The organism is Anaerocolumna xylanovorans DSM 12503 (assembly GCF_900143645.1).
Classification (GTDB): Bacteria; Bacillota; Clostridia; order Lachnospirales; family Lachnospiraceae; genus Anaerocolumna; species Anaerocolumna xylanovorans.
In genome coordinates this window covers 674485-687470 of record NZ_FRFD01000003.1, presented here as the reverse complement: position 1 = coordinate 687470, position 12986 = coordinate 674485, and the positions used below count along the sequence as shown (strand labels likewise).

Annotated in this window: 10 protein-coding genes; 5 read left to right on the top strand and 5 right to left on the bottom strand. The window is 41.5% G+C overall.

Annotated features, from left to right (window positions below; all coding sequences use genetic code 11):
- Nucleotides 1-222: 222 nt before the first annotated feature.
- A complete protein-coding gene (gene dapA, locus BUF11_RS03035) occupies nt 223-1113 on the bottom strand; it encodes a 4-hydroxy-tetrahydrodipicolinate synthase (protein WP_073587303.1) in 891 nt (296 codons plus the stop codon).
- 191 nt (nt 1114-1304) lie between these two features.
- Here dapA and BUF11_RS03030 point away from each other — a divergent pair, with 191 nt between their 5' ends.
- The 5 genes from BUF11_RS03030 (at nt 1305) to BUF11_RS03010 (ending at nt 7392) form a co-directional block, all read left to right on the top strand.
- Nucleotides 1305-2147: an AraC family transcriptional regulator gene (locus BUF11_RS03030; RefSeq protein ID WP_073587302.1), complete on the top strand. Its 843-nt coding sequence runs from the start codon at nt 1305-1307 to the stop codon at nt 2145-2147.
- Nucleotides 2148-2206: 59 nt separating this feature from the next.
- Complete coding sequence (locus BUF11_RS03025; RefSeq protein WP_073587301.1) at nt 2207-2878, top strand: response regulator transcription factor; 672 nt, start codon at nt 2207-2209, stop codon at nt 2876-2878.
- 17 nt (nt 2879-2895) lie between these two features.
- The gene (locus tag BUF11_RS03020; RefSeq protein ID WP_073587300.1) at nt 2896-4167 is read left to right on the top strand and encodes a sensor histidine kinase; all 1272 of its coding nucleotides are present in this window, start codon (nt 2896-2898) and stop codon (nt 4165-4167) included.
- Between the two features lie 118 nt (nt 4168-4285).
- Nucleotides 4286-5044: an ABC transporter ATP-binding protein gene (locus tag BUF11_RS03015; RefSeq protein ID WP_073587299.1), complete on the top strand. Its 759-nt coding sequence runs from the start codon at nt 4286-4288 to the stop codon at nt 5042-5044.
- 2 nt (nt 5045-5046) lie between these two features.
- Nucleotides 5047-7392 carry an ABC transporter permease gene (locus BUF11_RS03010; RefSeq protein ID WP_073587298.1) on the top strand — a complete coding sequence of 782 codons (2346 nt, stop codon included), beginning with the start codon at nt 5047-5049 and terminating at the stop codon, nt 7390-7392.
- Nucleotides 7393-7478: 86 nt separating this feature from the next.
- Here BUF11_RS03010 and BUF11_RS03005 read toward each other — a convergent pair whose 3' ends face one another.
- The 4 genes from BUF11_RS03005 to BUF11_RS02990 form a co-directional block, all read right to left on the bottom strand.
- Nucleotides 7479-9392 carry a glycoside hydrolase family 66 protein gene (locus BUF11_RS03005; RefSeq protein ID WP_242952301.1) on the bottom strand — a complete coding sequence of 638 codons (1914 nt, stop codon included), beginning with the start codon at nt 9390-9392 and terminating at the stop codon, nt 7479-7481.
- 68 nt (nt 9393-9460) lie between these two features.
- The gene (locus BUF11_RS03000) at nt 9461-11125 is read right to left on the bottom strand and encodes a glycoside hydrolase family 13 protein (protein ID WP_278277095.1); all 1665 of its coding nucleotides are present in this window, start codon (nt 11123-11125) and stop codon (nt 9461-9463) included.
- A 2-nt stretch (nt 11126-11127) separates the two neighbouring features.
- Nucleotides 11128-12021, bottom strand: a complete 894-nt coding sequence (locus BUF11_RS02995; RefSeq protein WP_073587297.1) for a carbohydrate ABC transporter permease — start codon at nt 12019-12021, stop codon at nt 11128-11130.
- 11 nt (nt 12022-12032) lie between these two features.
- Nucleotides 12033-12947, bottom strand: coding sequence for an ABC transporter permease (locus BUF11_RS02990; protein ID WP_073587296.1), 915 nt, complete (start codon nt 12945-12947; stop codon nt 12033-12035).
- Nucleotides 12948-12986 lie beyond the last annotated feature (39 nt).

Below are 12986 nucleotides of genomic sequence, written 5' to 3'. Positions count from 1 at the left end.
CTTAGCCGAAAGCAGACCTTCATTTCATCTCTTATTATACACTATTTCTTACATTTAAGGAATTTACTGTAAATTTTTTTCTTATAGGACATAAGTTCCTATAAGATAAAAAACCGCCGCAGATAGCTTTGAAGTGAACCCCTTTCGTTAGATTTTGTCTAACAAAAGGGGTTCACTTCAAAGCTATCTGCGGCAGTTATATTTACATTTAATTCAATAACATTATCCTGCTATTTTGACTGATTCTCTGACCGTTAGCACCTTATCAATTTTAACCTTTAATTCTTCTGAAATTTCTGTTAAGGGAAGCCTAAGCTCCGGTGAGTCAACAAGTCCCAGGCTGTTTAAACAGTATTTTATCGGTGCCGGATTCGGTTCTTCGAATAAAAGCGGTATCAAAGGATATAGCTCCTTCCAGGTTGCAAGGGCTTCTTCTGCATTGTTCTCCTTAATATCCTTATATATCTTAACAAACTTCTCTGTATTAATATGAGCCGAAGCCATAATTCCGCCTGATCCTCCAAGGGTAAGGGTAAGGTAGAATAACAGGTCTTCTCCAGTAAGAACGGAAAAGTTCTCCGGAGTATTAAGAAGCAGGTTCATGGTCTGCTTAATATCTCCGCAGGAATCCTTAAGCCCCACAATGTTTTTAAATTCTGCCAGCTTGTGTATAGTGTCATTGGTGACATTTACACCGGTACGGTAGGGAATATTATAAATAATAATATTAAGGGACGTTTCCTCTGCCAGATTCTTAAAATGGCTGTAAATACCGTTCTGATTCGGCTTATTATAATAAGGACAGACTGAAAGAATACCTTCAATCTTATATTTTTCAGCCATTTTTGCCCTCTTAACTACATTTGCTGTACAGTTTCCACCTACTCCTGCGTAAATCGGCAGACGGCCCTTATTATATTCTATGGTCTTATCCATCATCTCCTCAAACTCGTATTCGCTTAAGGTCGGAATCTCTCCGGTTGTTCCAAAGGGGATAAGTCCTGATATTCCCGTCCCTGTATAATGATTTATCAGCTTTTCATAGGATTTATAATCAATCTTCCCTTCTTTAAAGGGCGTAATGATAGGCAGCCATACACCGTTAAGTGACATAATATTACCTCCTGAATTCGAATTTCTTGTCATTATTATTCTATCGCAAATGAAAGGATATGTTCCTTTCATCTTCACCTTTTTCTCTATTATACAAAACATTATTTCGCAAAAATATTACTATAATGCTTCCAATATTGCATATAGTGCTGTATACTACTATTATGTTATGAAATAAAAGGAGATAAAGGATGGGGAACTTTGAAAAGCTTGGCTACTTAAACGATGACTTTCGGATATTTCACCTTGTCGATAATGAAAAAAAAGAATTTAATTTCCACTATCACGATTTTAATAAGATTATGATATTCTTATCCGGAAACTTAAACTATTCCGTTGAAGGCAGAAATTACCGGCTAAAGCCTTACGATATCCTCTTAGTTAACGCAGGAGAAGTTCACCGCCCCGTATGCCTTGATAATTCTGCCTATGAGAGAATTATCGTATATGTGTCTACGGATTTCTTAGCCTCCTACAAAGGTGAAGATTATGACCTTAACTACTGTTTTGAAAAGGTGGGAGAAGAGCACTCCAACGTTCTTCGCATCCCTTCCTTGGACAAATCCAAGCTCTATCATGTGTGCCGTGAGCTGGAGCTTTCCTTTAAAGACAATGATTTTGCCAGGGAACTGTACCAGAAGATATTATTCCTAGAATTTATGATTCAATTAAACCGCACGGTTATCGCAAACCATATCAATTACTTAAACAGCGACATGGCAAATGACAAGCTTCTTGCTATCATAGATTATATCAATGCCCACCTGACAGAGGATATTACCATTGATACTCTGGCAAATACTTTCTACTTAAACCGTTATTATCTTATGCACTTTTTCAAAGAGCACACCGGGTATACCGTGGGAAATTATATCACGGATAAAAGACTTCTCTTAGCAAGGCATTATGTACAGGCAGGCTATACCTCCACACAGGCCTGCTACCAGAGCGGCTTTAAGAATTATTCTACTTTTTCCAGAGCCTTTAAAAAAGCTTTTAAAACTATGCCTAAAAATGCCCCCTTTATTGATTAATTCCTTCATGGTAAAATGATTACAATTATATTTCCCTATAAATTCTCCGGAGGTGTCCTATGAAATACGACTGCCTTATAGTTGACGATGAAATCCCCTTATCCCAAAGCACCTGTGAGTACTTTAATATGTTTGATGTGAAAACCACCTGGGCTGCAGATGCTGCCTCCTGCCTGGATTTTTTTACAGATAATCAAACGGACTTAGTTCTGCTTGATATCAATCTTGGCAATGATTCCGGCTTTGCCTTATGTAAGAAGCTTCGCCAGATTACAAGCGTCCCCATCCTCTTTATCAGTGCAAGGACCAGCGATGATGATGTCCTTCTTGCTCTTGGCATCGGCGGTGACGATTATATCAGTAAGCCTTATTCTTTGAATATTCTGCTGGCAAAGGTAAAGGCCATTTTAAAACGCTATCAAAATAAAACCGGCCATGAGCTGACCTTCGGAAATTTTACCGTCAACCTTCATCTGGAACGTGTATTTTGTGACGGCAGGGATTTGGGATTAAAGACAATGGAATATAAGCTTCTCTCCTATCTGGTAAAAAACAAGGGAAGAATCATTTCAAAGGAAGAATTGTTTGACAAGGTATGGGGTGATTCCATCACGGGAGACGGCACATTAAATGTACATATACGGCGGATCCGTGAAAAGATTGAGGATGACCCCAACAACCCGCGCTATATACGTACAATCTGGGGAACCGGATATGTATTTGAAGATTAACAGATGAGGAGTTTCCTATGAAGCTTAAAGCATATATTATAACTCTGCTGCTGATATTCCTCTTTGGAATTATCAGTACCTTTTACATATCGTCCATCCCTGTGGACAATGAACTTGATACCGTAACTGTAAATGATATCGTTTCGGATATCAAGTCTGACTGGAAGTTAATAGGAAACTCCGACTATCCTCTGCCGGGTCTGACCTATGGAATCGATTACGCCGTTCTTGACCGGAAAGGTACCCTTCTTGCTGCCACCAAACGGGGTCTGTCCGAAGATGAAAATTCTGCCATAAGGCACCGGGATACCATAATAACCCTCATGGATACAGACGGGACTATCCTTGGTAAAGTCCTCTTTTACAACAATAGTAATAAGCATTGGGAAAAGTTCAGATGCAGTCTTTTAACTACTTTCCTGCTTATGAGTATGCTGGTAATCATCACCTCATCTATTATGCTCTTTTTACTGCATAGAAAGATTTTAAAGCCCTTTCAGACTCTTAAGAATTTTGCCCGGGATGTTGCCGGCGGCAAATTGGACATTCCCCTCCCTATGGATAAGGATAATGTCTTCGGAGCCTTTTCTGAAAGCTTTGATTTAATGAGAACCCAGCTTGCCACGGCACAGGAAAATGAAAGAAAGGCAAATATCAGTAAGAAGGAACTGGTTGCTTCCCTAAGCCATGATATTAAGACTCCCGTGGCCTCCATTAAAGCAATTTCTGAACTGATGTATCTGAATGCTTCTGACAGTAAGGCCAAAATACAGTTGGATACGATTAATGCCAAAGCCGATCAGATTAACCTGCTGATTACCAATATGTTTCATGCCACTTTGGAGGAGCTTAAGGAATTAAAGGTAACTCCCGCAGAGCTTTTTAGCCATGCAATTATTGAGATGATACAAAGCGCCGATTACCGGCACCTGACAGAAACCGGTACAATACCTGATTGCCTCATTATCGCAGATTCTCTGCGCCTGGCACAGGTATTTGACAATCTGATCAGCAATTCCTATAAATATGCCGATACCAGAATACATATCAGCTTTTCTCTTACAGACTGCTTTATCATTCGCATAGCCGACTACGGACCGGGCGTTCTCCCAGAGGAACTGCCCCTGCTTAAGCAGAAATATTACCGCGGAAAGAATGCCGTAAACCAGCAAGGCTCCGGTATTGGGCTTTATATCTCACAGTATTTTATGGAAAAGATGCAAGGCTCCTTACAGTGCCAGAATACGGACAGCGGCTTTATGGTACAGCTTACATTGCCTCTTGCCTGATATTTAAGGATTGGTTAAGAATCGGATAAAGACTGGTTAAAAATACATGTGCTATCATAAGACTGTAACCTGATACACCGTTCAAATCAAAGATTTGATGTACAGAAAAGAGGATGTTATGCAAAAAGCCGTCTTAACAACCAGTAAGCTAAGTAAAACCTTTTCCAACGGAGGCCTGCAGCAGCATGTGTTAAAGAACCTGGATTTACAGATATACGAAGGGGACTTTACCGTAATTATGGGTTCTTCCGGTGCCGGTAAATCCACCCTTCTTTATGCACTATCCGGTATGGATAAGCCGACCCTTGGGGAAATTCATTTTGAAGCACAGGAAATCTCTAAATTAAGCAATGATAAGCTTGCCGTTTTCCGCCGTAAAAACTGCGGTTTTGTCTTCCAGCAGATTTACCTGTTGGATACTATGAGCCTTTTAGACAATGTAATTGCCAGCGGGCTTTTAATCTCTAAAAGCAAAAAAGAAATAGCTGCAAGGGCAAAAGAACTGTTTACAGCAGTCGGCCTGACAGAAACCATATGGCGCAAATTTCCTTCCCAGCTATCCGGCGGAGAGGCCCAACGTGCAGGAATTGTCAGGGCTCTTATCAACAACCCGCGGATTCTTTTTGCCGATGAACCTACCGGGGCACTAAACTCTGCTTCCGGGGCAGCTGTCCTTAATGTAATGACGGAAGTAAATAAAAATGGGCAAAGTATCATTATGGTTACCCATGATATCAAATCTGCCCTTAGAGGCAACCGTATTATATATTTAAAGGACGGAACCGTCTGCGGTGAGTGTAACCTTGGCAGCTATAAAGAAGAGGATGTAAAAAGAAATGAAGTCCTCCACTCCTTCTTAAGTGAAATGGGGTGGTAAACATGAAGAAAATTCTTCTCCTCTCCTTTTCTAATATAAGAAAGAATAAGGGCCAGATGGTCAATCTTCTTTTAGTCGTTTTCATTGCCGGGTTCCTTCTAAATCTTGGATTGCTGCTCTTCTTTAATTTCGGAAAGTTTTATGATGAGCTGTGCCGGAAAACAAATTCTCCCCACGCTGCTTTTCTGATGGCGCAGACCTCTGCAGGCAATGCCCAAAATGACTACTTAAAATACTATCCCGGTGTGACAGAGTTAGAACAGCAGGAAGTTCTGGCAGACAATGCCGATATTCAGTACAACGGTGATAAAATGCCCGGTTTATTCATGATGGTAAAGGCAAGCAGAAAACAGGCTATGAACCCCTTAAAGCTGATCGGCCCTTCCAATCCCCTCTCGGATAATTCTATTTACCTTCCCTATATAATGAAGACCGGGGGTAAATTAAAGCTGGGTGATGATTTCTATGTCAGTGTACAGGGGAAAGAATACCATTACACCATTGCCGGCTTTACCGAAGAGGTCTATTTTGGCTCCAACACCATACAATGGTACCGTTTTTACCTCTCCGATAAGGAATATGACAAACTGAAAGAAAGCCTTCCCGCCTCTGTCTGTGTTCTGCAGACTGTACGCATGGAAAGGCCGGAATTAAGTGACCGTTTAGTCAAGGATTTTGCAGGTGAATTTTATTATGGCACAACAGCGAAAAATACATCCATCTATCATGATTCTGTCTATTCCAACGTAAAAACCAGCCATACCTTTCTTTCCGGAATAACCTCTATGATATTTGTGGCACTGGCTGCGGTTATCCTGCTGGTAAGCCTTGTTGTCATCCGCTTTCGGATTCACAACACACTGGAAGAGAGCATGGTGGGTATCGGGGTACTAAAAGCTATGGGATACTTAAGCCGCCAGATAATAGCCTCCTTAGTAATACAGTTTACCGGGATAGCTGCTGCCGGAATATTGCTTGGAACCGTACTCTCCTATGTCGTCCTGCCCCTGATATCCTCCCTCTTAGAAAGCCAGACTGCGCTTATCTGGCACCAGGGATTTGATCCTGTAATCAGTGGTATTACACTCCTTGCAATTTTGTCCGTTATCCTGTTAGATACGGTACTTACCTCCCTGCGCATCCGGAAGATGCATCCTCTTACAGCTTTAAGGGGCGGAATCACAACTCATAATTTCCGCCGCAATTCCTTTGCACTGGATAGTTCCCACGGAGGTCTTACAGTTCTTCTTGCTATGAAAAACATATACCAAAATAGGAAACAGACACTGATGATTTTTGCAGTTATTACCACTATAACCTTTGCCTCTGCTTCCGTCCTGTCCATCTACTATAATGTCGGACTCCATCCCGATACCTTTGCAGGACTTGTTGCAGGAGAAGTACCGGATTCTGTATTCATACTGAAAAATCCAGTGGACGCAGCGGGAGTCATGGCAGAAATCAGACAGTCCGAAAAGGTAGATAAAGCTATCTATTACACTTTCCGTTCTGTCCTGGTCAACGGCACCGAAGCACAGGGCTATGTCACGGATGATTTTTCATTAATACGCGGAAAGATGCTTTATAAAGGACGTTATCCAAAGCATGACAACGAAATTGCCCTTAGCGGAGTTACTGCAAAACAGGCTGCCAAGACAATAGGTGATACCGTTTCTGTTAATTACAATGGTAAAAACGAAGAATATCTGATTACAGGGCTGATTCAAACTATGAATGACAATGGGAATGGATTGACTCTCACTACAAAGGGCATGAAGCGGCTATACCCGGATTTTGTATCGGAACAGATCTACGTTTACATGAAAGATGTAAATGATACCGAGGAATTTATAGATACGATAAAGCTTAAAAGCGGCAGTCTCTTTTCCAATACCTTAAACATGAATAAACTAATCGATGTCCAACTCGGTGTCTATGGTTCTGTTTTTGCTATTATTACTACCGCCATTACTCTAATTACCTTCTTTGTTGTAATTCTGGTGCTGTACCTGGTATTAAAGACCTCCATCCTGCGCCGCAGACGCGAGCTGGGAATCCAAAAAGCAGTGGGCTTTACTTCCTTTCAATTAATGAACCAGATAGCACTTAGCTTCTCTCCTGCCATTATAACAGGTGTAACAGCAGGATGTATCTTAGGCATTTACTGTTTTAACCCTTTGTTTGTCGCATTGGTTCAAAGCATGGGCATCATGACCGCTTCCTTACCTGCTTCCTATGCCTTTACTATTATACTCGCTATCGGAATAATCGTTTTTTCTTACCTGATATCCCTTCTCATCTCCATGCGGATACGAAAAATAACACCTTATATGCTGGTAAGTGAATAAGTATTAAAAAAATTCCCGCGGATATTGCAGCCTGTCTTTCATTAGCTTAAATATCCACGGGAATTTATCATATTCCGGCTATTATACTACTTCATATATATCATATCCCAATAGGTTAATTCCGGCACATTAAATTCCACAAAACTTCCCTTGTCATCCTTGCCCTTTGTCAGCCTAAGTTTACTGCTCCTGCCCCCATCCCTGTCCGGTGATGCCAGGCAGGCATCAGATACTTCTTTTTCAGTATAATATCTTACCTTGATATCACTGATTTCCTTTGGCGCACTTTTTTTGCCTCGTTCATCCCTCCATTTATTATCCGTTCCCAACAGATTGATTAAATGCAGGACATCATAAGTTCCGTCCGTTTTGGTATAGGTCCATAGGGTATCGGATTTCCCGTCCCTGCTAGTGTTGTAGCCTTCAACAGTCACATCATTTTCGACCGGCATCTGTCCGTCTCTTAAAATATTCTCATAAGCTACGGTGAAGTCAAAAAGTCCTTTCATATACTTTTTTAACGCCCCGCTCATTGGGATATTATCATCAGGATAATATTCCTTATGAAGCATATGGTCTCCATTCCCAATCTCCAGTCTGGAGCCGCCCGCTGCATAGACGGAAGCTGCTGCCAGGATAACACCCGGGTCATTCATATTTCCCACGGTTTTATCATAGTTGATATATGCCTTTACCACGAGGGATTTACCCTTACCGTCAAAGGACTCTGGTTTGCTGTCAGTAAAGGAGCGTTCTACCTCTTTTGCCAGAGAATAATAAGTGTCATATGTATTCCCCTCTCTGTCCTTATCCCATGGCCAGAATTCCGCATATAAGATATCGGTCTTGCTTTTATTTGCATTTTCAATTCCCTGTGCTCCCACCGGATTAAATGAAAGATATTTATTTCCCAGGGCTTCCTTGGCAGCATTTAAGAACCGGGTATAGGTATCCTTTACAAGATAAATTGGTTCTCCTGCTTCGTTAACCCCAAGCGGTTTTCCGTCATAGGTAACCATTTTCCCCCAGTCTCCCACCGTGTCACCGTGCCAGCCGTCAAAGGCAAAGGCCTTAAATATCTTATTTTCCTGTGCAAATATGTATTTCTGCCAGGAGGGATTCAGTGGATTTAAGAAGTACAGATTGCCGTTACCGGAAGGAGAGGTTCCCATATGGAACTTGAATTCTCCCTCTCCTCTGTCACTGTCAGGTGCAAAATACAACTTCCACTGTTCTGCTATTGTGGGCTTCCCTTCTTTATCCCAAAAGAAAGTATCTGTTCCGGCATAAATCATATTGTAAGCCATATTAATCATATTGGCTTCGTGTGCATATTTAATATAGTCTGCTATAGCAGTTCCGTAGATTTCTCTTCCGGACCAATCCTTCCATACACCGGGATTTTCAGCGGTTATCCCGTCTGCCAGAGGCTGGTGGTGTAAGTACTGCCAATCATAATATTCAATGGTATTAATATGATACTCTGTCATAGCCTGAATCATGGATTTTGTATCTGCCCCCTGACTGAAATCAGAGAGGTATCCATACCTTGGGAACTTGAGAACAGTAGAGGATACATCCACCCCAACCGTGCCATAGCTTACAGCACCGCCCCATTTTCCTGAAAGAGAAAGCTCCAGAAGATACCCGGTATAGTCCTTTTCAGGCGCCTGCCATACAAGATCAATTGTTTTCTCTCCCGAAGGAAGGGAGGAAATGGATAACTTTTTCTCCTCTCCCGTCTCTTCTCCTAAGTGAAATGCCTTTAACTTTACTGCCGTATTGTTAACAGCACTTTTATTGGTATTTTTAATATAAACTGTAATTTTTACCTTATCGCCCGGATAATACCTGGATTTGTCCGTGGTGATATTCTCTATTTCCATAGCCTTTGCTGCCTTCCTTTCTCCTGATACATAGAAGAAAATTACCGTACCTGATAAAAGGAGGACAAAAACTATTGACACAATGGCAATATAACGCTTATACCTGTCAGTCACCTTATTCCTCCGAATTTTCACCTGTTATTTCTTAGACTCTTCACGATATATCTGTTAATTCCATCACTCTATTTCTTTCTATAGATTCTGGCTTCGTAAGGTCTAAGCTTCTCACTTTCTAATACTTTTCCATAGTTCGCTATCAGGACTTCTTCCTCTCCCGTCCATCCTTTTGGCATCGTAAAAAATACTTCTTTTTCATGGAAGTTACATACTATGAAAAGCTTTTCTTCCCCTAATGTCCTGGTATAGGCAAAGATATCCTTATCCTCTTTCAGTAAGAGCTCAAAGCTTCCTTCCGCAAATATCTCATAGTCCTTTCGAAGCTGAATCAGCTTTTTATAGTAGCAAAATACCGAGTCTTCCTCCTTAAGTTCCCTTACGGCATTGATTTCTTTGTAATTGCCGTTGGCCCTTATCCAGGGAGTAGCATCAGAGAATCCTGCATTCGGAGCATTCTCCCATTGCATCGGAGTTCTGGCATTGTCCCTGCCCTTAGCATGAATGGAAGTCATAATTTCTTCTTTCCCATACCCTTTTTCCAGCCGTTCACGGTACACATTAAGGGTCTCAATATCCCTGTAGTCTTCTATGTCATATTCCACATTCGTCATGCCAAGCTCTTCCCCCTGATAAACATAGGGTGTACCCTGCAGGCCGTGCAGAAGGGTTGCAAGCATTTTGGCGGACTCTGCCCTGTACTCTTTATCATTTCCCCATCTGGATACAATGCGGGGAAGGTCATGATTGTTCCAGAAAAGGCTGTTCCAGCCTGTCTGATATAATTCCTTCTGCCATTTTGCAAATACCTGCTTTAGTTTCAGAAAATCTAACGGTGCCAGATCCCATTTTTCTTTGCCGGGCTGCTGGTCCAGATTAATATGCTCAAACTGGAATACCATAGAGAATTCACTGCCATCGGGGTTACTGTAGAGCTTGGCAAGCTCAGTGTTAGCACCCCAGGCCTCCCCTACGGTAATCAAGTCACCCTTTTGAAAAGTTTCTTTACTAAGTTCCCTGATATATTCATGAAGCCTTGGTCCGTTGTTAGTTATCTTTAAATCCGGCTCCTTGGCAATCTGGTCAATAACATCCAGGCGGAAGCCTCCAACCCCTTTCTCCATCCACCAAAGAATCATATCGTAAATTTCCCGTCTTAATTTTGGATTTTCCCAATTCAAATCCGGCTGTTTTACGGAAAACTGATGAAAATAGTACTGCGAAAGTTCTGGTACCCACTCCCAGGCAGAACCGCCAAAGCATGCCCTCATATCATTGGGCGGCAGATCTTTAGCTCCGTCCCTCCACACATAATAGTCATGATAAGGATTGTCCTTACCCTTTTTTGCTTCCAAAAACCATGGATGCTCATCAGAGGAATGATTCAATACCAAGTCCATGATAATGCGGATATTTCTGTCACCGGCCTCCTTAATCAGTCCTTCCATATCCTTTAGGGTTCCAAACATAGGGTCAATATCCCTGTAATCCGAAATATCATAGCCGTTATCATCCTGGGGAGATTTGCATACCGGCGAAAGCCATATCGCATTGATCCCCAGTTCCTCCAGATAATCCAACTTTTCTATAATTCCCTGTAAATCTCCGATTCCGTCGTGATTGCTGTCCTTAAAACTTCTCGGATAAATCTGATAAACCACCGCATTTTTCCACCATTTACTTTCCTTCATGCTTTTTATTCCTTTCTTATTTTCATTCAATCCATATATCATTATTATTCCTTCACAGACCCCATTACAATACCGGTAATGAGATATCTTTGCAATAAAGGATAAATTAACAGTAAAGGAATAACAACTACTACAATTTTAGCCGCATTCAGATTCTGGTTAGAAACCTCGGTTACACTTTCAAGGGAACTGGAATTCATGCCTGCCTTTAAAAGCTCCTCAATATTTACACTTAAAGACTGTATGTAGGTCATTACCGGGTAGTTCTTGATTTTGGTAATGTAAATTAATCCGCTATAAAAGTCATTCCAGCTTCCTACAATACTAAACAGTGCTACCGTTGCCAGAGAGGGCTTGGATACCGGTACATATACGCGAAACAGTATCTGAAAAGGTGTGGCACCGTCAATCATAGCCGCTTCTTCTAATGATTTTGGAACTCCGACAAAAAAATTCATAACCAGAATTACGCTGAATATCGGAACTGCTCCCGGCAGTATCAAAGACCATATGGAATTTAACAGGTTTAACTGCTTTACTACCAGGTAGGTTGGTATCATCCCGCCGTTAAAAAGCATGGCAAATACCAGCAGATTCATATAGATATTCCTACCCTTAAATTCCCTGCTTGATTTTGCCAGAGGATAAGCCATCAGTACAATCAGTATAATATTGATGACAAGTGCCAGCACCACTCTCGTAACGGAAATACCAAAGGAACGCCGGAACTGGGCGTCTCCCATGATTTTTTCATAAGCTGCCAGTGTAAACTGAACCGGAAACAGTCCTACCCGCTGCGCTGTTACTGCCGCACTGCTGCTAAAAGAAATGGCAACAATATTCCAAAGAGGAAGCAGACAGATAAGAGCTAGCAGGATAACTATGGTATATATTATAACATTTCGAAGTCTTGAGTCCAAAGATTTATTTTCTATCATGATCCTGCCTCCTAAAATATCTTTCTGTCAGTAAACTTTTTGGAAAATCCATTGGCACTTAGCATCAGCACCATACCGATAAAGGACTTTAGCAATCCGACTGCTGTTGCAAAGCTGTACTGTCTTCCAATCAGACCGATACGGTATACATAGGTATCCAGTACATCCCCGGACTGATATACCATCGGAGTATACAAGTTATATATCTGGTCAAAGCCTGCACTTAAGATACTGGTAAGGCTCATAGCTGCCATTAACAATATAATCGGCAGCATACCGGGTAAGGTTATGTGCCATATTCTTTTGCGCCAGGCGGCTCCGTCAATGGCGGCTGCTTCATGAAGCCCGGGATCAATGGAAGTGATGGCAGCCAGGTACACAATGGAATTGTAGCCGAATTCCTTCCATACATCCGTTGTAACTAACAACGGCTGAAACCATTTATTGCTGCCCAGAAAATTGATTTTTTCCAGTCCTAAACTTGTAATTATCAGATTGACACTGCCGTCTAAATTGAACATATTTACAATTACCGCCGCAAGCACTACCCAGGATAGGAAATGAGGCAGGTAAACAATTGTCTGAATCCATTTTTTTAGTACTTTTATCCTGATTTCATTTAACAGAATGGCAAATGCGATAGCCATAATGGTACCAAGAAGTATCTTTCCAAGCGCTATGGTTACCGTATTTACCACCACCTGGGTAATGTCCGGCAGCGTGAGCATATATTTAAAATGCTTTAAACCTACAAACTTCGAATGTAAGAGGCCCTTAGCGGGAATGTAGTTTTGAAAAGCCATGATAATTCCTGCCATTGGTATATAACTAAAAATCAAAAGAAATACCATTCCGGGCATCATCATTATATGATAGGTTAACTTGGAGCGGAATTTCCTGCGTGGGGTGTGATTTCTTTTATTCATGAAATACTCTCCTTTGATAAGAGGGTGCCTCAAAAGCCT

Bases quoted from the DNA above. Each gene is read 5' to 3' on its own strand.
- dapA (WP_073587303.1), bottom strand. From the start codon at position 1,113: ATGTCACTTAACGGTGTATGGCTGCCTATCATTACGCCCTTTAAAGAA.
- BUF11_RS03030 (WP_073587302.1), top strand. From the start codon at position 1,305: ATGGGGAACTTTGAAAAGCTTGGCTACTTAAACGATGACTTTCGGATA.
- BUF11_RS03025 (WP_073587301.1), top strand. From the start codon at position 2,207: ATGAAATACGACTGCCTTATAGTTGACGATGAAATCCCCTTATCCCAA.
- BUF11_RS03020 (WP_073587300.1), top strand. From the start codon at position 2,896: ATGAAGCTTAAAGCATATATTATAACTCTGCTGCTGATATTCCTCTTT.
- BUF11_RS03015 (WP_073587299.1), top strand. From the start codon at position 4,286: ATGCAAAAAGCCGTCTTAACAACCAGTAAGCTAAGTAAAACCTTTTCC.
- BUF11_RS03010 (WP_073587298.1), top strand. From the start codon at position 5,047: ATGAAGAAAATTCTTCTCCTCTCCTTTTCTAATATAAGAAAGAATAAG.
- BUF11_RS03000 (WP_278277095.1), bottom strand. From the start codon at position 11,125: ATGATATATGGATTGAATGAAAATAAGAAAGGAATAAAAAGCATGAAG.
- BUF11_RS02995 (WP_073587297.1), bottom strand. From the start codon at position 12,021: ATGATAGAAAATAAATCTTTGGACTCAAGACTTCGAAATGTTATAATA.
- BUF11_RS02990 (WP_073587296.1), bottom strand. From the start codon at position 12,947: ATGAATAAAAGAAATCACACCCCACGCAGGAAATTCCGCTCCAAGTTA.